This is a genomic window from Allofournierella sp. (genome assembly GCF_048388525.1).
Taxonomy (GTDB): Bacteria; Bacillota; Clostridia; order Oscillospirales; family Ruminococcaceae; genus BQOK01.
Genome location: NZ_DBGCTQ010000108.1, coordinates 1 through 19837 on the forward strand (window position 1 = coordinate 1; position 19837 = coordinate 19837).

Annotated in this window: 19 protein-coding genes and 2 tRNA genes; 12 read left to right on the plus strand and 9 right to left on the minus strand. The window is 54.2% G+C overall.

The annotated features are described in order from the left end of the window. On the minus strand, positions 1-639 hold a 639-nt coding region (locus ACMLHZ_RS13205; RefSeq protein WP_418668149.1), incomplete at its 3' end, for a class I tRNA ligase family protein. A gap of 351 nt (positions 640-990) precedes the next feature. Beyond that, positions 991-2067 carry a 6-phosphofructokinase gene (locus ACMLHZ_RS13210; protein WP_177562517.1) on the minus strand — a complete coding sequence of 359 codons (1077 nt, stop codon included), beginning with the start codon at positions 2065-2067 and terminating at the stop codon, positions 991-993. A gap of 194 nt (positions 2068-2261) precedes the next feature. Here ACMLHZ_RS13210 and ACMLHZ_RS13215 point away from each other — a divergent pair. The 4 genes from ACMLHZ_RS13215 to ACMLHZ_RS13230 all read left to right on the plus strand — a co-directional run bounded on the left by ACMLHZ_RS13215 (position 2262) and on the right by ACMLHZ_RS13230 (position 4140). Further along, a tRNA-Gln gene (locus ACMLHZ_RS13215) sits at positions 2262-2335 on the plus strand. 235 nt (positions 2336-2570) lie between these two features. Continuing rightward, a tRNA-Pro gene (locus ACMLHZ_RS13220) sits at positions 2571-2646 on the plus strand. Positions 2647-2758: 112 nt separating this feature from the next. Continuing rightward, on the plus strand, positions 2759-3364 hold the full coding sequence (locus ACMLHZ_RS13225) for a helix-turn-helix domain-containing protein (RefSeq protein WP_418668150.1): 606 nt from the start codon (positions 2759-2761) through the stop codon (positions 3362-3364). 107 nt (positions 3365-3471) lie between these two features. Continuing rightward, a complete protein-coding gene (locus ACMLHZ_RS13230) occupies positions 3472-4140 on the plus strand; it encodes a phosphatase PAP2 family protein (RefSeq protein WP_418668151.1) in 669 nt (222 codons plus the stop codon). A gap of 295 nt (positions 4141-4435) precedes the next feature. Here the strand turns inward: ACMLHZ_RS13230 and ACMLHZ_RS13235 are convergent, their stop codons facing one another. The 5 genes from ACMLHZ_RS13235 to ACMLHZ_RS13255 form a co-directional block, all read right to left on the minus strand. Next, complete coding sequence (locus ACMLHZ_RS13235; protein ID WP_418668152.1) at positions 4436-4576, minus strand: hypothetical protein; 141 nt, start codon at positions 4574-4576, stop codon at positions 4436-4438. 281 nt (positions 4577-4857) lie between these two features. After that, a complete protein-coding gene (locus tag ACMLHZ_RS13240; RefSeq protein WP_418668153.1) occupies positions 4858-5310 on the minus strand; it encodes a DUF3021 domain-containing protein in 453 nt (150 codons plus the stop codon). Between the two features lie 13 nt (positions 5311-5323). Then, positions 5324-5764, minus strand: coding sequence for a LytTR family DNA-binding domain-containing protein (locus ACMLHZ_RS13245; protein ID WP_418668154.1), 441 nt, complete (start codon positions 5762-5764; stop codon positions 5324-5326). A gap of 105 nt (positions 5765-5869) precedes the next feature. Further along, positions 5870-6859 carry a hypothetical protein gene (locus ACMLHZ_RS13250; protein WP_418668155.1) on the minus strand — a complete coding sequence of 330 codons (990 nt, stop codon included), beginning with the start codon at positions 6857-6859 and terminating at the stop codon, positions 5870-5872. Next, entirely contained in the window at positions 6856-7413 is a 558-nt protein-coding gene (locus tag ACMLHZ_RS13255) for an RNA polymerase sigma factor (protein ID WP_418668156.1), read from the minus strand. Before ACMLHZ_RS13255 ends, ACMLHZ_RS13250 begins: the two co-directional genes overlap by 4 nt. A 565-nt stretch (positions 7414-7978) precedes the next feature. Here ACMLHZ_RS13255 and ACMLHZ_RS13260 point away from each other — a divergent pair. The 8 genes from ACMLHZ_RS13260 to ACMLHZ_RS13295 all read left to right on the plus strand — a co-directional run bounded on the left by ACMLHZ_RS13260 (position 7979) and on the right by ACMLHZ_RS13295 (position 17913). Next, a complete protein-coding gene (locus ACMLHZ_RS13260; protein ID WP_418668157.1) occupies positions 7979-8704 on the plus strand; it encodes a LytR/AlgR family response regulator transcription factor in 726 nt (241 codons plus the stop codon). Continuing rightward, on the plus strand, positions 8701-9993 hold the full coding sequence (locus tag ACMLHZ_RS13265; protein ID WP_418668158.1) for a sensor histidine kinase: 1293 nt from the start codon (positions 8701-8703) through the stop codon (positions 9991-9993). Before ACMLHZ_RS13260 ends, ACMLHZ_RS13265 begins: the two co-directional genes overlap by 4 nt. Before the next feature lie 150 nt (positions 9994-10143). Continuing rightward, positions 10144-10905 carry a hypothetical protein gene (locus ACMLHZ_RS13270; protein WP_418668159.1) on the plus strand — a complete coding sequence of 254 codons (762 nt, stop codon included), beginning with the start codon at positions 10144-10146 and terminating at the stop codon, positions 10903-10905. Positions 10906-10909: 4 nt separating this feature from the next. After that, positions 10910-12394 (plus strand): hypothetical protein, encoded by a 1485-nt coding sequence (locus tag ACMLHZ_RS13275; RefSeq protein ID WP_418668160.1) that lies wholly within the window; start codon positions 10910-10912, stop codon positions 12392-12394. A 12-nt stretch (positions 12395-12406) separates the two neighbouring features. After that, entirely contained in the window at positions 12407-13078 is a 672-nt protein-coding gene (locus ACMLHZ_RS13280; RefSeq protein ID WP_418668161.1) for an ABC transporter ATP-binding protein, read from the plus strand. 250 nt (positions 13079-13328) lie between these two features. After that, the gene (locus ACMLHZ_RS13285) at positions 13329-15128 is read left to right on the plus strand and encodes a glycerophosphodiester phosphodiesterase family protein (RefSeq protein ID WP_418668162.1); all 1800 of its coding nucleotides are present in this window, start codon (positions 13329-13331) and stop codon (positions 15126-15128) included. A gap of 92 nt (positions 15129-15220) precedes the next feature. Further along, a complete protein-coding gene (locus ACMLHZ_RS13290) occupies positions 15221-16054 on the plus strand; it encodes a TrmH family RNA methyltransferase (protein WP_418668163.1) in 834 nt (277 codons plus the stop codon). A gap of 188 nt (positions 16055-16242) precedes the next feature. Then, positions 16243-17913: a DEAD/DEAH box helicase gene (locus ACMLHZ_RS13295; protein WP_418668164.1), complete on the plus strand. Its 1671-nt coding sequence runs from the start codon at positions 16243-16245 to the stop codon at positions 17911-17913. Between the two features lie 83 nt (positions 17914-17996). Here ACMLHZ_RS13295 and ACMLHZ_RS13300 read toward each other — a convergent pair whose 3' ends face one another. After that, on the minus strand, positions 17997-18872 hold the full coding sequence (locus tag ACMLHZ_RS13300) for a carbohydrate ABC transporter permease (RefSeq protein ID WP_177562525.1): 876 nt from the start codon (positions 18870-18872) through the stop codon (positions 17997-17999). A gap of 16 nt (positions 18873-18888) precedes the next feature. Continuing rightward, positions 18889-19837, minus strand: a 949-nt coding sequence (locus ACMLHZ_RS13305; protein ID WP_418668165.1) for a carbohydrate ABC transporter permease, incomplete at its 5' end; no start/stop codon positions are given.

Consider the following 19837-nt stretch of genomic DNA (forward strand, 5'->3'; position numbering starts at 1 on the left):
CAGATACTCGTCCGTGCCCACAATGGGGTATTTCAGGTGCCAGAAAAAGCTCTCCTGGTCCTCGTACTCCACCTCGGCATCTGAAATGCTGGTCCTGCAGTGGGGGCACCAGTTGATGATGCGCTCACCCCGGTAGATCAGGTCCTTGTCGTACAGCTCCTTAAAGACCCTGAGCACCGCTTTCGAGCAGCCCTCGTCCATGGTAAAGCGCTCGCGCTCCCAGTCGCAGCTGCACCCCAGCTTTTTGAGCTGGTCCACAATGCGCCCGCCGTACTGTTCCTTCCAGGCCCAGGCCCGCTCCAAAAAGCCGTCGCGCCCCAGGCCCTCTTTCGTCAGGCCCTCTTCCTTCATCTTGGCCACCACCTTGGCCTCGGTGGCAATGGAGGCGTGGTCGGTGCCGGGCACCCACAGGGCGGCGTAGCCCTGCATGCGTTTAAAACGGATCAGGATATCCTGCCAGGTCTCGTCCATGGCATGGCCCATGTGCAGCTGGCCGGTCACGTTGGGCGGGGGCATCACGATGGTATAGGGCTTTTTTTCCGGGTCCGGCTGGGTGTGAAAATAGCCGCCATTCAGCCAAAACGCATAAATGTCGTCTTCCACCCGCGCGGGGTCATAAAGCTTTTCCAGTTCCTGCATTGGTTTCCCTCCTGTTGTTGAGCCTGGGGCAACAAAAAACAGGCCGCCCCAGGTGCTTGATGAAAGCACACTTGGGACGGCCTGTGCGCACACAAAACCGCGGTACCACCCAAATTGCCCCGCCTTTTTACCGGCACGGCCACTCGAGAGCCCGGTAACGGGGGCAAGGCGTGCAAGGCTACTTCAAACAACGTTCGCCCTGCCTGCTCAAAAGCGACAACGCGCCGCGCCCTTTGCCGGGCTTTCACCTGCCCCCGGCTCTCTTTTTCAAACGGCATTGCGGCGCGCCCTCTTTCTCGGCGCATTTTATTGTTTTATTATAGGTGCAAAGGCGCGATTTGTCAACGGGGCTCACCCCATCGACACCCCCATCCGGCGGGCCACTTCCAGCATGCCGTGGCCGTCCGGCACAAGGCGGCTCTTGCCCGCCACCTCGGCCAGCGGGTTTTCGGTCACATGGTTGTTCTTCATGGCCACCGTCACGCCGTAGTGCTCGTGCTCCACCAGCTTTGCCGCATAGGCTCCGAACTGGGTGGCCAGTACCCGGTCGTAGGGCGATGGGCTGCCCCCGCGCTGCATGTGGCCGGGCACGCAGACCCGCGTTTCAAACCCGGTCATCGCCTCAATCTGGCGGGCGATCCGGTTGGTCGCGGTGACCTCCCCCGCCTCGGCGCGCTTTGCCGCCCGCTCTTTTTTCTTCATGCGGGCCTCCTCGGCGTCGTACACCCCCTCGGCCACCGCCAAAATCGAAAAGGTCTTACCCTCGCCCGCCCGCTTTTCCACCGCGGCGCACACATTATCGATTGTATAAGGCAGCTCCGGAATGAGAATAATATCTGCGCCGCCCGCGATCCCCGCATACAGGGTCAGCCAGCCGGCCTTGTTTCCCATCAGCTCCACCACCATGCAGCGGCTGTGGCTGCCGGCCGTGGTGTGCACCCGGTCGATCACCTCGGTGGCAATGTCCACCGCCGTGTGGAAGCCAAAGGTAACGTCGGTGCCAAAAATGTCGTTGTCGATGGTCTTGGGCAGGCCGATCACGTTCAGACCCTCCTCGCTGAGCAGGTTGGCCGTTTTGTGGGTGCCGTTGCCGCCCAGGCACAAAAGGCAGTCCAGCTTCATCTCTTTATAATTCTTTTTCATGGCGGCCACCTTGTCCACCTTGTCCTCCCCCACCACCCGCATCAGCTTGAAGGGGGTCCGCTTGGTGCCCAGAATGGTGCCGCCCACCGTAAGAATGCCGGAAAACTCGTCCGGCCGCATGACCCGCCACTCGCCGCCGATCAGCCCGGAATAGCCGTTGGAAATACCAATCAGTTCCACCTCTTCGCCCATGCGCTGGTACAGCGCCTTTGCCACGCCCCGCAAGGTGGCGTTCAGGCCGGGGCAGTCGCCCCCGGAGGTCAAAATGCCCACGCGCTTTTTCATGATTTCACGTCCCCTTTTTACCTGAAAATACAGGCTTTGCTACTAAAAGAGTAGACCCCCTGCCCCCGGTTTGTCAATGGCTTGAGAATAAAAATGCCGCACCGAAAAATTTTACCAGCGGGGTGTTGACAAACGCAAACAGCTTCGCTATAATAATAAAGCACTCGGGAAAATCCCCTTGTGCAAACCGGTATTGGAGAATTGTGTAAGGGTAGCACGACAGACTCTGACTCTGTTTGTGAGGGTTCGAATCCTTCTTCTCCAACCAAAAAATAGCAGCAGCGTAAAAAGTGCTGCTGCTATTTTTTTCAGCACGGGGTGTAGCGCAGTTGGTGGGCGAAGGTGAGCGCCGCCAGTGGCGGATGCAGCGAACCGAAGCCCTTGACGCGCAACAGAGCAGGCAAGCCGCCAAAGCGGCGCAGCATGCGACAATTGCGCTAAGGAAGCGCGGCCCGTATCCCCCCCTATCATCCTATACAGCACTGTTTTTCTCACCAATATTTCGGGGTGTAGCGCAGTTGGTAGCGCGCCTGGTTCGGGACTAGGAGGCCGTGGGTTCGAATCCCGTCACTCCGACCAAAAAGACATAGTTTCCCGCTAAGGGAAGGCTATGTCTTTTTTTATGCCTTAAATTGTGATATGATTGTGGCACAGGTTATTTATATACTCCTTGCAAAAGAAGGTGGATTATTTGGAATTCAATGAAAAGTTACAAGAATTACGGAAAAACAAAAATTTGACACAAGAACAACTTGCAGAACAACTATATGTTTCAAGGACAGCCATATCAAAGTGGGAATCTGGCAGAGGATATCCAAGTATAGATTCGCTGAAGGAAATATCAAATTTTTTTCTCATATCATTGGATGATTTACTTTCAAGTGATGAAATACTTACTTTGGCACAAGCAGACAGCAAGCAAAAAATCCTTCATTTTCAAGACATGGTTTTTGGATTGCTTGACTGCTCGGTTGCAATGTATTTATTTCTTCCGTTTTTTGGTCAAAGAATTGGTGATGTAATTCATGAAGTTTCTTTGCTATCTCTGACGCAGATACAAGTATATGTGAAAATCCCTTATTTGATTGTTGTGACTGGATTGATATTTTGTGGAGTGTTGACATTAGCGCTTCAAAATTGTTCGATCCCATTTTGGATGAAAATGAAAGGAAAATTATCTTTAGGATTAAGCACCATTGCTGTCCTTATCTTTATGATAAGTCTGCAGCCATATGCTGCCATGTTCACCTTCCTGTTTTTAGTAATAAAGGCTCTAATGCTGATAAAATGGGCATGACACGAATCGTATCAGCTATGTGACAGCACTATTCTACCTTTCTTGAACTTCTTCGAGTAATGTGTATATAGGCACTTTGCCAATACATTATTAGGAGGAGTTTCTTTATGAAAACAAGGAACGCTAAAAATTTTATGATATCATCAAGCTTGATGGTAATGTTTATCCTATTTACGTTAATGGTCAAATTTATTGAGGTGAAACCAATTGGACCGCAAGAATCATCGGTTGGGCTTGCGACATTAAATACGTGGGCACATAATTTGTTGGGTGTCAATATGACGCTTTACAATGTTATCGACTGGGCAAGCATTTTAACATTGCCAATCATGTTGGGATTTGCAGCACTTGGACTGTGTCAGCTGATTAAAAAAAGAAGTCTATTCAAAGTAGACAGCAGTATTTTAGCTTTGGGTAGCTTTTATATCATCGTTTTAGCATTCTATCTGTTTTTTGAGTATTTTATTATCAATTACCGTCCAGTGTTGATTAACGGATTTTTGGAGGCTTCCTATCCATCCTCAACCACTATGCTTGTTATGTGTGTTATGCCAACTGCCATGATGCAATTCAAGCGCTTAATCAAAAGCGACAAGGCAAAAAAGATAATAAATACATTTTGTGGTGTTTTTACAGGTCTTATGGTGATAGGACGACTTGTATCGGGAGTGCATTGGGTAACGGATATTTTAGGTGGTGCATTGCTTAGCACAGCCCTTGTGATGCTATATTTTTCTGCAAATAAACTAATTGACTCAAAAAAGTCGAACGAATAGTGGATTCCTGTTATGAGCATAATCTGAGCTCACATAAAAAAACATTTTTTCGCTATTGCTCTATGCGGAGTGTCCTATTAAGGACACTCCGCTTTTTTATTGCTATGGCGCTTCAACATGCAATCTGTTGCGGGGAGTAGCGAACGGCTACTCCCTTTCTTGTTTGCATGAGGATGGCGGCCTCGGGGATGTCCTTGCGCCTGAGGGCGATAAACGCGCCGATGAAGTGAGAATGGATGCCCACCGCTGGCGGGTCACGCCTGCCGGCTGCCAATGGGAAGGATGCCTCCGAAATTCAAAGCCGCTTCGCGTCCGCCTGCATGAGCTTTAACAGGATCACGGCCAGGGTCTCGCCCTCGTCACGATAGACCCGCTCAACCATAAACGTGATTTTCTCTATCTGATAACTATACTTTTCCGCGCAGTTATCAGACATTCTGCCGCCTTTCGGTGCCTTGGTGGATTGCCTGTCAGCCCCTCGTGTCCCGTGGGGAAACGTGAAAGGGCGGCACGGCCTGAACCGCCCTTTCACCTTCCCCACCTCTGGTCACGCTGGCCAGAAGCGCTTGGGTTATGCGTGTGTGGGCTCGGGAAGCTCATCCACGTTCCGCCGGTGCCATGCCCAGCTTGGGGGACGTTCCAACCGCCGGAGATGCGGTTGTATCTGTCGGGTTCAGTCAAGGTGTAAATGCCGTCTATTTGGAACATTGCCTCTATCTATTCCCTGTGAAGCTGGTCATTGATTTTTCGTATTTTTCTCTTGGCGGAGAAGTACGCCCCACACCAAATGACTGCATAAATCACCACCAGCACGATAACCGAAGTGGCTACGCCGCCGACAGAACGTGGCACCCAATACAGAACATAGGCGACGATGGTAAAGGGGAAAGCGAACATGCAGAAATGCGCTCCGGTCTGCTTTGTCAGGCTCCACCTGTCAAGCTCCCATATCACCGAAGCCGCGCCAACAATCGCGCCAGACACACCGAGCAAGACCGTTTGTACAATAACTGCGGATTGTTCCCCGCCAAAGTCATTCACCAATTCGGGAATGACTGCGTAAAACGAGCCGTCGCCTTTTACGGCCGATATGACGATTGCGATGAACTGGCCTAACGCAACGCCACAGAGCAGACCGAAAAGACTTCTGAACAATACTTTTTTCTTCATTGCCGAACACCTCCTAAATCCCTAATGCTTGTTTGATTTTGGTGACATAACGCCTTGAAACATAAGCGGTCGAGTGATTGTTCAGCTCGACGCAAATTGTGCCGCTCATGCTTAAATCGAGCCGGACAATCTTTTTCAGATTCACAATTTCAGAATTGGAGATACGCACAAAGAGCCGTTTGTTCAGCCGTTCCTCCAATTCATAGAGGCGGGGGCGCAAAATGTACTCGCGGTTTGCCATTTGAGCATAGACCTTTTGGTTTGCCGCATAGATACGGACAATCTCACCTTCCTCCAGAAGCCGAACCTCGTCCCCGGAAAAGCCCGCAATGACATTTGGGTAAGACGCGGAAAGGCTTTGCACAAGAGCGCCTATTTCGTCCGTCATTTTGTCGGCAACAATGATAATTTTCGGTTCTTTGCAGTTTTCATCAATCTTCACTTCAACTTGCATTATGCCACCTTCTTTCCTCTCGGCTCCCTGCACTTTTAGTATACGGGTTTGGAGATTGCCCCGCTATTGTTTTTCAGTAGGTGGTCGATTTCGGGATATGGGCGGCTAGTTCTCAAGCGGCTTAAATGCAACTGTAATTACCGCTCCCCCTATGTCTGTTGCCTGCGCCATTGAAAGACCTGATCCATCATTTAGCAGTGCGGAGTAAACAACAGTTTCCGAACCGCTCCTGGCTGTTTCAGCTTGAATTGAGATAGAGCCGGCAAAAGTCGCTTCCTCTTCATCATAGATGTTAAATCTGATTTCGACAGAAGACTCATATTTACAATTTTCCTCTTCCTGGGGCATCCAGTAAAGGGTACTGCCGCTTGGGAGTGATAGCTGTTTGCCCTGCGGATAAGCTGTACCGTCGTGGCCTTGATAGCCTATGAACATGCCGGCATCACATTCTGCTTTAATTGTCGAATAGGGCAAATCAAACTTAAATGGAAATGCGGGAAGTTTGGAGCTCAAGAGCGGCTCATATTCCCACACAACATTGGAGGCCGCGCTTGTATCCGGCGAGGTGTTGTCGCTGATCGTCCATTCCCCGGTTTCCGTGTCCTGGGTCAAGTAAAAATACTGCTGCGTCTGTCCGTCGTCCATAAAGGTCTTTGTGTGGTCGTACTCCACATAATAGTTCGCATATACCACCACAAAGTGTTTTGCCAGATACTCGTCCGTCCAGCCCCGCGCCCGGGCAAGCTCACTGCCGGAATACATGGCCGCGACACGCGCCGTTTCATCTTCATCCACCTTGATTTCATCCACACGCACGCTGACCGTATATTCCTTCCCGGCCTGACCTTCAATCGCGCTTTGGACGGTCTGCACCGGGTCAGCAGACGGCTTTTGCAGCCACGGGTCGAACCAGCCTAACTGGTATGCGGCAAATCCGCAAAGGGTCAGCAGCGCGGCAATCACCGCCACGAGTGCCAGCGTCCGCTTCATGCTTCGGGCTTTTTCCGTTGTATTTATAAAACCTCTCTCCTTTGCCTCCACAATGTATTTATCATCAATCGTTCCCAGAGCGTCGAGAATGTGACTTGCGTTCATGCCACTCCCTCCTTTTTTAGATATGAAAGCAGCTTTGCCCTTGTCCTGTGGAGCATGGATTTTACTTTGCTGGTGCTGAAACCAAAGTCTGTGCTCACTTGCTCGATAGAGTCCAGATACCAATAGCGGCAGAGAAACACTTGCCTTTCCGTAACCGGCAGATTGGCAATAAAGCGATTAAGCGTTTTTGACAGCTCCGCCGCCATAATTTCATCCTCCACCATGACATTTGACGGCACACACTCCGAAAGCTCGTCAAGGGCAAGAGACACTTCGCCGCCGCCACGCTTGTCCCGGTGGCTGTCCCGCCATTTCTTGAGGGATACGCGCCGGGTAATTTTTCCGAGGAAAGAACGCAGGATGGACGGACGGTGGGGAGGCATGGCGTTCCACGCACCGAGGTAGGTATCATTTACGCTCTCGTCCGCATCCTCCTGATCGCAGAGAATGTTATCCGCAATGGCATAGCAGTATTTCCCATACTTTAACGCGGTTTCCGTGATTGCGCTCTCGTTTCTTGCCCAATATAAATCTACAATTCGGTTGTCCTCCATCCTGCCACCTCCTATGGTCTATGTAAGGGCCCTTCACCTATCTACTTCCTGTTTTTTGTTTTTGGTTGCATTCGAATACAAATTTTCAGAAGTGAAAAACGGCGGTTTTTTTCGGGCTAAAAGCTAACAGGCCAGCCCTCGTTTTCATGTATGTTTTGCTTCCAAACGCTCCGGTTTTTTATTTTGCGGGTTCAACCTTATCCCCCCGCCGTTTGTGATGGAAAGCCTCTGGCCACACTGGCCAGAGGCTTGGGGATATAAGGCGCTGCCCGTCGTTTCCTTTGATGGCGTTTGCCCGCAGTTTAAAGTATGTTGTAAATGCCGCTTGCCAACTGCCCGCAAACTGTTGCTATTCCTGGGTTTCTCCAAGTCCTGTAATTCCACTCCGGCCATGCTCACAAGAAGTCGATTTCTTTAAACAGCAATCGACTTCTTCTGTTTTTTGTGCTATGGTTTATAAATAAAAAAGCCTTCCCCCTGCAACGGGATAAAAAGGTTGCAATTTACCTATGGCGTTCCAAAATGATTCATCCTATCATTAAAAAACGTGTAAAGGAGGCTGCCTGTGAGCCTTATTTTATTGGTGGAAGACGAGCCAGGCGCGGCTGCGCTCCTGCGCCGCTACATTGAAAACGGTGCCTCGGGGCATCAACTTGCAGCTTTTCCAAAGGCGGCCGAGGCTCTTTCCTATGCGGCGAAAAACAAGGTTGATCTGTTCATTTTAGACATACAGCTTTTGGATTACCGGGGAACCGAACTGGCAAGGCAGCTGCGCTCCATGCCGGAATATCGGTTTACGCCAATCCTTTTTACCACGGAGCTGGCTGGGGAAGAACTGGCTGCCTACCGGGAAATCAAATGCTACGATTTTTTGGTGAAGCCTTTCACAGAGGCTGAATTTCAAAAGGCATTTCAAGCGGCGCTGGAAATGAAGGCCCAGATGCAGGCGGTGCCGGAAATCCTTCGGATTGAGCAGAAGCAGTTTCTGTTTGAATACGAGATCAAAAACATCCTCTACATCGAATCGTTCGGCAAAAGGCTTTTGATCCATGCGGCACAAAGCGGCGAACGCGAAGTAACCGACCAGATCTCTGGTTATAGCCTGTCAAAGCTGCTGAACATGGTGCCGCGGAACCGTTTGCTGCAATGCCATAAAAGCTTTTTGGTCAATCCGCTTCATATTTGTAAAATAGACAAGGCAAACCGCCTGCTTTACCTGAAGGGGTGCAAAACCGCAATCCCGGTTGGTGAAAAATATCAAAAAACAGTGTATGAGCGTGAACAGCCATGACTAGTTCTATCTTTTTGCAGAGCGTATTGGACGGGCTTCTGCTGGCCCTTTCCAGCCTCGGGCTGCTGGGCTGCTCCAGGGGAAAGCTGGACCGGCTGCTTCCGTTGCTGTTCGTCGGCATCTGCCTGCTTTCCCGCCTGGGGCTTGGGGATCACGATACCGAAATGGCATATGCCGTGCTCCCTGTGGATCATATCGTCGCATTCCTGTTTCTTTTCCTCGGCGTGCTGTTGTTGAACAGCCTGTGGTTTCAAAAGGGCGAGGGGCATACGTTCTTCGGCACGGTTGCCGCCTTTGCGCTGTATCTTCTGCTGCGGGAACTCTGTTTGTTGTTCCTGGCTCTGTGCGGCCTGGCGGAGCCCGTGTGGTATCTCTATGTGGGCCGGTTGCTGCCCCTCTGCCTCTGGCTGGCGCTTTGGAGCACGGGGGCGCTCCGGTGGCTGCGGGACAAGCTGGTGGATGGCGACCCCGTTATCTGTATGGTGTGCAGCAACACGACACTGCTGCTCTTGCTGCTGCTCCTCCTGTTTCGATTTGACTTTTCTGCCATGCTCCGCTGGCTGCCGGCAACGGTGGGTGCGGTGGGGCTGTTGGCGGTTTGCGATGCGGTTGTCCTGCTTCTTCGGCAGCACCGTATCCAGGCCCAGCGCAGAACAGCTATGTTGGAGCAGTATCTTCCTCTGGTGGAAGAGCTGATTGAGCAGGTGCGGGCGCGTCAGCATGACTTTAACAACCAGATGATGGCGGTCGCCGCGGCGGTTTCCACTGCGCACGATTTACAGCAGGCGCAGCAAGCAGTCACCTCTCTGTTCCAGCACGTAAAACTGGACGGCGCGGATAAGGAACTGTTAAAATGCGACAGTAAAGTGATCAGCGGGCTGCTGTTTGGCAAAATAAAGCAGGCGGAATTAAAACAGGTTCGTGTGGAAGTAACAATCGCAGGCTCATTTCTCCGCCGTACCTTATCGGAGGCAGACTGGGTGGAGCTGATCGCCATTTTGCTCGACAACGCCGTCGAGGCTGCTTCGCCCGGCGATGTTCTTTATGCCAGAGCAGCAGAGCAAGCGGATGGGCTGCGGTTTTCTGTTTTAAACCCCCACCGGGCTTTATCCAACCTGGAATTTATCCAGATGTTCCGGCGTGGCTGGTCCACCAAGGGGGAAGCCGGGCATGGCTACGGCCTGTATAACGTTCGCCAGATCGTGGAGCGGCACGCAGGCAAAATCATTACCGGCAACGACCAGCTGAACGGCATTTCCTACATCTCTATCGGGGTGTTGGTTCCCTGAAAATTGAAGTATCCAACAGCAGGGGTTTTATGGGGCGAACCGTTTCGTTCCCATAAAACCCCTGTTTGTTCCCATCGTCTTGTCTTTGCGGCGGGGGATGCTAATATAGAGGTGCAAACAAATAAATTTTAACTGAAAGGAACTGCAGCCATGCAAAATTTCATATTGGAAGGGAAGAAAATAGCCAGGCCGGTTCTCGTCACACTGTGTCTTCTTACGCTGCTGGCCTGTATTCTTTCCTGTACCCTGTATCGGGAGTATACAATTCATTTTGAGCTCGACCCCTGGGAAATCGGCACCGAGTTTTTAAGCCTTTTGTTCCCCCTGTTTGTTACCGTTCCGATCTGCTGGCAGCTTTACTATGAACGCCGGGACCGTTTTCTCACCTACACCCTGCCCCGCATCAGCAGGCGCCGCTATCTGGTCACCAAGTGGTGTGCGTGTGCGGTATCGGCATTCCTCATAATCATGATCCCCTATTTCCTCTCCGCCCTGTTTGCGCTGTACATCCGGACGCCGCAGGAGCTTAAGCCGCTCCCTGGGGGCTATTCTCACATTTTCCTCAGCCTGTATGCACAAACACCGGTTCTCTATGGGTTGTTGCTCTCTGTGTGGAAAGGGCTGATGGGCACACTCACCATGACCTTTGGTTTTGTTCTGGCGCTTTATGGCAGCAATGTATTCGTAATCCTGACGGGTCCGTTTATCTATGTCATTTTGGAGAATTTCTTCTGGGCAATTCTCGGCGTGCCGGAGCTGCGCTTTGTAACAGCCTTTGAGCCCACAAGCCTAAGCACTCTGGCTGTCCCCGCCCTGTCATTTACGGCGGGGCCTGCGCTGATGTGTGTTGTGATGGGAGTGGTGGCGTTCTTTTTTCAAAAAGTAAAAAAGCGCTCCATTTACCTGGTGTAATCCCATGATGTACCGTGTATGGGCAAAGGTCGGCCTGGGGAAATTTTTCCTGCTTTTTGGGTTATCCCTTTTGTTTGGGCTGAGCGAAAGGGCAGGCGGGCAAAATTCTCTTTCTCTTCATTTACTTGCAGTCCTGAACGACCAGTATTATTTCATTTTCGCTGTGCTGCCTGTTTTTCTGTTTCTCTGTACCAGCCTGATGGAGGACGACCCGCTTTTGGTGCTGGTCCGATATGGAACCTATGGCCGATACTTTTTCCACAAATGGCGGGCGCTGTCTGTAATCGCTGCGTTGTTCTGTCTTGGGCAGATGGCCGCGCTTGTTCTTTCCGGCCTGGGGCTTCCCGTCTACGGAGGCTGGCCGGGAGCGTCGGCGGATCAATGGCGCGGGGTATTTACGCTGCTGCAGGGGTATTTCCCATCGCCGTGGGCCGCCATCCTCTGCTGCGCCGGGCAACTGCTTGTGGGATACTGGCTGATTGGGTTTACAACCCTTTGCCTGGGCCACTTTTGCAGCCGGCCCCTGGCAGTCAAGCTGTTCATGGCGCTCTATTTATTCGCGGTGCTCTGGATCAAGCTTCCGATCATGTCCCGCCCGCCCTTTGTATTTTTGACCGGCTTCAACCACTGGGTATTCCTGCTCCACAATCTCGCGCAGCCTTGGCGCCCGCCGCTGACCGCTGCCACCACGGCGATTCTTGTGGCCGGAATGGTGTGGCTTATCACCAAAAAATGGCGGTGGCAGCCTTCGGTGCCCAGGCCCGGTGGGCAGGGTCTGGCTTCCTACTATCTCCGTGTTCTGTTTACCAGAAAAAACGGCCTGCTTCTGCCTGGCCTGCTCCTGCCCGTCGCGGCCTGGACCTGGGTTACCGGCGGCGTGCCGCAGGATGGTACGGATTGGCTGATTCGCCTGTTTGCGGGCCACGGCACCGGATATTTTTACCCAATGGGTCTTTTGGGGCTGCTGGCCATCGAGCTGCTTCCGCTGTGGCCGCTGGGTGTGTTCTGCACCCAGGTTGCCTGCGAGCGCTCCGTTTTTCTGGCAGTCCGCCTGCGGCGGAGAAAAGAGCTTTTGGGGGCGCTGCTTTATACCGGGCTGCTTTGGATTCTTGCGTATGGCTGTGTGCTGGCCCTTGCGGCCGTCGTACCTCCCCTGCTGCTGGGCTTTTCCCTGGACATGGGCCTGGCCTTGTCCGCAGTGGGGCTGAAACTTCTGGATGTTGCGTTTCAATTCCTGCTGATCCTGTCCGCCCTCTGCGCAACAGGGCAGGCGACGGCTGGATTTGTGGCCGTTTTGCTGCTGCATTTTCTTTGCGTGCTCCCCATTCCCTGGCTCCCCATTGGGCTTTCCAGCCTGGCCCGGCTGAACCTTCCGCAAACAGGCGGAACCGTGTCGGGCGCGGCCGCGGCCGTGCTGCTGTCGGCCCTTTGCCTGGCCCTGATTCTCTGGCTTTATCGCCGGGGCGTCCAGCGGCTGTTCAATCATTAAGGAGGATTACCTATGGAACCCATTATTTCGTTAAACCAGGTAAGCAAAAGTTTTTCCGGCCGGCGCGTTCTGTCCTGCGTTTCCCTGAATATCGAAAAGGGAAGCACTGTTGGCGTCGTTGGAACCAACGGAAGCGGAAAGTCGGTCCTGTTCAACCTGATCTGCGGCTTTCTGATGCCCGACAGCGGGCAGGTCCGTGTGCGGGGGCGTATTTTGGGCAAAGGCCGCGATTTCCCCGAGAACGTGGGGGTACTGATCAACTCTCCCGGTTTTATCGGCCTCAATACAGGTTTGCAGAATTTGCGGTATCTGGCCGGCATTCGCGGCGTAGCCGGTGAAAAAGAAATTCGTTCCGCCATGCACAAGGTAGGCCTCGACCCTGAGGATAAAACAAAGGTGGAGCATTACTCCCTGGGCATGAAGCAAAAGCTGGGCATCGCACAGGCCATTATGGAAAATCAGGATATCCTGATTCTGGACGAACCGTTCAACGCCCTCGACTATAAAACCTACAATGATACAAAAGAGATCATCCGGATCCTCCAGGCGGAGGGGCGCACCATTCTAATGACCTCCCACAATTATGCCGATTTGGAAACGCTTTGTACTCAACTCTATGCAATAGAAGATGGAAAACTAAGTGTTTTATCCGGCGAGGAAATGAAACAGCGATTTCGTGGGTGAACAAAATTTGTTCCGTTCCAACGCTGCCGCCTGAAAAAGGGGTTAATTTTACCGTGTTCGGCCAATCAAAAGCTCCCTCTCTCCGCTGTAATATCCCCTCCAGAAAGCGGAACACTGAACATAAAAAGTGAATTTTTCTTCAATCAGGGTGTCCCGCGCTATCTTTGTTGGGGTTCGTTTGGTATAATGTCCCCATGAGCAAATTTTCCCAAACAGGGGTTAACGTCATTATTCGGAGAGGGAGTGGAGCATGCTGAAGTCTTTGGTCCGGTCGGGCCTGCGGGCAGGGCTGAAAAACTGGCCCTCCATATTGTTTTTTGAAATCACCTACAAAATCGCCGGCTATTTGCTGTTCCTGAATCTCTGGGACCTGCTCAAGGTGTCCGCACTGCGGGCCGCAGGGATTTCAGTGATCGGCCAGCGGAACATCGGCCTGGTTTTCCGCAGCCCCTTCTGTGTGCTGCTGATCCTGTGCTTTTTCTTGTTCCTTGTATACTATGTCTATCTGGAAATCACGGCCCTGGTTCTTTACTGCGAGGAGGGCTGGCAGGGCCGCTTCGTTTCCATCTGGCCGCTCTGGAAACAGGCTTTTTTGCACTCCCTGGCACTTTTTCAGCCGCGGAATCTGCCCGTAATCCTGGCCTTGGTGCCCGTGATCGGGCTGTCCGCTCTGCCCCTCACAAGCGGCTTTGCCGGGAAAATACAAATCCCTGAATTTGTATTTGACTATCTCAAAGGCGCCCCCAGCCTGTTCGCCGCGTTTCTTGCCGCCATGGCGGCTTTAAACCTTCTGCTTTTTTTCTGTCTTTTCTCCTTTCCCGCCGTCATTCTGGGCGGGAAGCACTATTGGGGCGCTCTGGGGGAAAGCCGGCGGCTTTTGAAGGGCAGAAAGCTCAAAACGGCGCTCTTTCTTTTAGCCTGTGTGCTTGCCTTCCTTTTGGCCGCGCTCCTGCTGTCGGCCTGTCTGATCCTTCTTCTCTGGGGCTTCAGCAAGCTGGAATTTGCGCCCGACGGCGGCAAGTCTGTATTTACGTTCCACTACCTCAAGTGGAGCGCCGCAGGCGGTGTGCTGCTTGGCATCCTGGGGCCGGTGTCGCTGTTCTCCGCGATCCTTTCCCTGTACCATCACTACCGCGGTGATCCCCGGCCGGGCGCCGCGCCCGCAAAGCGCACGGTCAAGTCGGTTCTTTTCAGCGGCTTTTTCCTCGCCGCTGCCCTGCTTGCCCTGATGGTATTCAGCGAAACCGAACTGGGTGGAATCCCTTACTCCGCGCCGCAGGCCGGCATGATCGTGGTATCCCACCGGGCGGGCGCCGCCTTCGCGCCCGAAAACACCCTGGCTGCGCTGGAATGGTCCATTCGTGAGGGCGCCGGCATGGCCGAGATCGACGTGCAGCAGACCCGGGACGGCGAGTTAATCGTTCTGCACGACTCCGATTTTCGGCGCGTGGCGGGGCTTGACCAAAAGGTCTGGGAAACCGATTATTCCACGGTGCATTCGCTGGACGCAGGGTCCCATTTTTCCCCTGCGTTCTCGGGGGAACGGATCCCAACCTTGGGCGAAATGCTGAACGCGGCCAAGGGTCGTATCCGGCTGATGATCGAACTGAAAGCCACCGGGCACGAAACCGCGCTGGTGGAACAAACGATCGCCCGGATCCGGGCCGCCGGAATGGAAAACCAGTGTGTCATCGCCTCCATGGATTCTCTCCTGCTCCAAAAAAGCAAGGAACTCGCCCCCGACATCAATACCGTCTATATCACGATTATGGCTTTCTCCGACCGTTACGATCTCCCCTATGTGGATGGTTACAGTGTGGAAACCAGCTTTTTAAACGCCGAACTGGTAACGCAGCTCCATGGCGAGGGAAAAAAGATCTACGCCTGGACTGCCAATTCCGACGCGAACATGCTCAAAATCATTCGCATGGGTGCTGACGGTCTGGTCACAGACAATCCGCCCCTGGCAAACTTTTTTCTGAACGTTACCGATCGCAACTATTTTTTGAACTCGCTGACCGAGCTGCTTTATCCCAAAGTTCCAAATTGACCCCCGCCTTGGGGCCGAATCCGGCGCGGGCGTAGGCCCGGGGCGGCTTTTCGCATTTTCGATTTATGATGGGGAGAATCCCGGGAGCCATTATGTCTGATATCATTGAAGTGACGGATCTTGCCCTGCCGGAACTGGACGTTTTCGCCCGTCTGACAGAAGCCCAGCTGCGCAGCCGGCTCGAGCCGGAAAAAGGTATTTTTATCGCCGAGAGCCCCAAGGTGATCCAGCGTGCGCTGGACGCCGGGTGCGAGCCAATTTCGCTTTTGATGGAGCGCAGGCAGATTGAGGGGCAGGCCAGCGGCATCCTTGCCCGCTGCGGCAGCGCGCCCGTCTATACCGCCAGCCGGGAGCTGCTGGCCGGTCTGACCGGTTATCAGCTGACCCGCGGCGTCCTGTGCGCCATGCGCCGCCCCCACCTGCCCCAGGCGGAGCAGCTCTGTGCCGGCTCACGCCGGATCGCGGTGCTGGAAGGGATTGTGGATTCCACCAATCTCGGCGCTATCTTCCGGTCCGCAGCCGCGCTGGGGATCGACGCCGTATTGACCACCCCCTCCTGCTGCGATCCCCTTTGCCGGCGGGCGGTGCGGGTCAGCATGGGCACTGTTTTCCAGGTGCCCTGGGCGTGGATCGGCGCCGATTCCTCCGAATGGCCGCAGCCGGGGCTGGAACGTCTGCAAAAGCTGGGCTTTAAAACCGCCGCCATGGCCCTCAGTGATACCGCCCTCAGCATCGAGGACCCCCGGCTCATGAAGGAAGAAAAGCTCGCGATCGTGCTGGGCACCGAGGGCGACGGCCTGGCCCCCCGCACAATCGCCGGCTGCGATTACACGGTCCGCATCCCCATGACCCATAATGTGGACTCACTGAACGTGGCCGCCGCCAGCGCCGTGGCCTTTTGGCAGCTCCGGGCCAAAAGCGAATGACTCTACAAAAAAATCATTATAATTCACAAAAACCATTGCAATTGTTCGTCTAAAATGCTAGACTATAAATATTACAGATCTTGTCTTTGCCAAGGTCTGGGTTCGTAGCAGAGAGTTGATACCTTTATGCCACGCGGCATAAAGGTATTTTTTTGCGAAAAAGTATTTTGGAAAGTTTAGGAGAATTCATGGCAGACGCACTTTTATTCGATTCGTTATCCCTGTCCTCCCCGCTGGCGCGGGCAGTTTCCGAGCTGGGCTATGCAGAAGCCACCAACATCCAGGCCCAGGCGATCCCCTACCTTTTAAATGGGCGGGACGTTATTGGCCGCAGCAGCACCGGCACGGGCAAGACCGCCGCGTTCGGCATTCCCGCCGTGGAATGTGTGGAGGGCGAAAACAAGCGCCCGCAGGTGCTTGTGCTCTCGCCCACCCGGGAGCTTGCAATGCAGATCGCGCGGGAAATGCAAAAATACGCAAAATACAAGGAGGGCGTCTGCATCGCCACCGTTTACGGCGGCGCGCCCATGACCGACCAGATCCGTCTGTTAAAGCGCGCCAACATCGTGATCGGCACCCCGGGCCGCCTGATGGACCACCTGCGCCGCAAGACCCTCAAGCTGAACGACATTAAAATGGTCGTGCTGGACGAAGCCGACGAAATGCTCAGCATGGGCTTTGTAGAGGACATTCAAACCATTCTGAAACAGGCCCCCGCCGCGCGGCAGACCGTGCTCTTTTCGGCCACCATGCCGCCGGCCATCCTCACCATTGCGGAAGAATTTCTCACAGATCCCCAGATGGTGGACGTGATGACCGGCCAGGAAACCCAGGCGGACATCGAGCAGACCTATTACTACGTGCCGCACTCCAAAAAGCAGGAGGCGCTCTCGCTGCTTTTGCAGCACTCTGGCAGCCGCCGCGCCATCGTGTTCTGCAACACCAAAAGCATGGTCGACGAACTGGCGGCCCTTTTGCAGAAGCAGGGCGTCAAGGCCGCCGGCCTGCATGGCGATATGACCCAGGCCCTGCGCTCAACCGTCATGCAGAGCTTCCGCAGCGGCAGCACCCGGGTTCTGGTCGCCACCGACGTGGCTGCCCGCGGCATCGACGTTTCCGACATCGACGCGGTCATCAATTTTGATCTGCCCCAAAGCTTTGAATATTACGTCCACCGCATTGGCCGTACCGGCCGCGCCGGCAAACAGGGCGTATCCCAAACCTTGATCACCGATGCAAAGCAGGCTGCCACCCTGCGCGGTCTGATGCGTTTTACCGGCAGCAAAATCTCCGAGCGCAGCCTGCCCACGGGCCAGGATATGATGGAACGCCGGGTGTCTGAAATGGCTGGGGAGCTTCTGCCGCTGTTGCAGCAGCCCGCGGGCCAGGCGGCACAGCTGCTGGTAAAGCGCCTGCAGGGCGGCGAGGCCTCCGGCATTGGTTCAGAGCAGATCGCGCTTGCGCTGGCCGAAAAGCTGCTGGGCGGCGACAGCCAGTTCAAAACGCTCGTTATGCCAAAGCTCAAGTCCGCCCCGCAGGCGGCCGGCAACGCTTCCCCCATGGTCACCGTCACCGCAAACATCGGGCGCAGCGACCGCGTTCTGCCCAACCACTTTGTGGGGGCCATTGCCGAAATTCTGGATATCCCGGGCAGCAGCGTGGGCAAGATCGACATCGGCCAGGAAGCAACGCGCATCGGCCTGCGGGAGGATGTTGCGGCCGCCCTTATGAACCACAAAAAGGCGATCCGCATCAACGGCCGGGAGGTCGCATTCACCGTATCCCACGCCAAGCGGGGCGGCCGGCCGGCCGCCGACCGTTCCAGGCGTGCGCCGCAGCGGCGCAAATCCGGCCGATAAACACAAGTCCAAAATAAAACACGGGGGCGCGGCCATTGGCCGCGCCCCCGTGTTTTATCCTTCAAATTCAGTTTCCTTGCACATCAGCCCTTGATGGCGCCGCCGGTCACGCCGGCAATGATCTTGTCAGACAGGAATACGTACAGCAGGAACGTGGGCGCAAACACAATCACCACGGCCGCAAACATTCCGCCGTAATCGTTGGTGTACTGCATACCCTTCACCATGTTGTACAGGCCCACCGCAATGGGGCGCACCCGCGCCTTGCTGGCGAACAGCATAGACATGAAGAACTCGTTCCAGATGGTGATAAAGTTAAAGATGGTCACCGTGATAATGCCGGGCTGTGCCAGGGGGAACATGATCTTCCAAAAGGTCTTGGTGGGGGTGCAGCCGTCAATAGCAGCCGCCTCCTCAAAGGTAAACGACAGGTTTTGGAAGAACGACAGCAGGAAGAAGATTGCGAACGGCACGTTCATGGCAATGTACAAAAAGATGATCAGGCCCCGGGTGTTGGTAAGGCTCAGCTGGGTGATCACCGAGAACAGCGGCATAACAATCATAATGACCGGAATGCCCAGCGCCGTGGCAAACATATTCTGCAGCAGCATGTTGCCCTTGAAGCGGAAGCGGGACAGCGCGTAGGCCGCAGGGGCCGACACCAGAACAATCAGGGTGCAGGAGATCGCGGTATAAATGAGGGAGTTCACAAAGAACCCGCTCACCTTCTGAGACTTCCAGGCGTTGGTGTAGTTCTCCCAATGGAAGCCGGAAGCAAACTTAAACAGCTCGCCGCCCAATATCTCGCGGCTGGTCGAAAGCGAGGCCAGCATCACCCAGCCCACCAGCAGCACAGTGAACACCAGCCAAATGATGCACAGCAGATACCCAGGCAGCAGGGGCAGCTCCTTTTTCAGCTTAAAAGGCTCGCGGATCTTCTTTTCTTTGGTTTTGGCCATTGTCTGCTCCCCCCCTTTACAGTTCCACATCGTCGTTCTTGACGATGAAGTTGGTCAAAGCGAATACCAGCACCACCACAATGGCCATCATCACGCCGATGGCCGCGCCAATGCCGGAATTGCGCACCGCCTGCGAAGCGTTGGACGAACCGAACACAAGCTCATACATGTAGTTCAGCGGCATGACCGTCTGTGTGGAAAGGTTCACCGGGTCGAACACCTGGCCCCAGATAAAGAACCCTACGCTGGACACGGTCCACATCACAAGGTTTGTTCGAATGGCGCCCCGCAGCAGCGGCAGGGTGATAAAGCGGAACTTCTGGAACACGTTGGCGCCTTCAATGGTGGCGGCCTCGTAGTAATCGTTTCCGATCCGCTCAATGCCGCTCATAAAGATCAGCATATGATAGCCCACCATGCCAAAGCAGTAAGCCAGCAGCATGCTCCAGAATTTATGGGTGGGGTCGGTCCACAGCACATTGTCCACGCCGAACCAGCCCAGAATGGTGTTCAAAAGGCCGTAGTCCTCCTTGCTGAGGGCGTAATACAGCCACATGGTACCCATGGCCACCGCCGACACAAGGTTCGGTAAGTAGATCACGCTGCGGAAAAAGCTCTTGCCCCGCAGGCCGCTGGTCAGCACCACCGCGTATACCAGCGCCAGCAGCATCACCGCCACACCGCCGATCAGCCACAGCTTGCCCAGGTTGAGCATGGCCGATTTGAACAGGGTGTCGTTAAAAGAATCGATGTAGTTGGTCACACCGTTGAAGCTCCATGTGGAGACCGGGTCCGTCACGCCTTCCACCTTGAAAAAGCTCATCACGATGGTGCGGATCGACGGGTACAGGAACACGATCAGATACAGCAGCACTGCGGGGGTGAGAAACATTACCAGCATTGGTTTGTTCCGGTTGCGCAGCGGGCTGCCAGACTTTTTCTCTTTTTGCTTTGCCATAGCACAC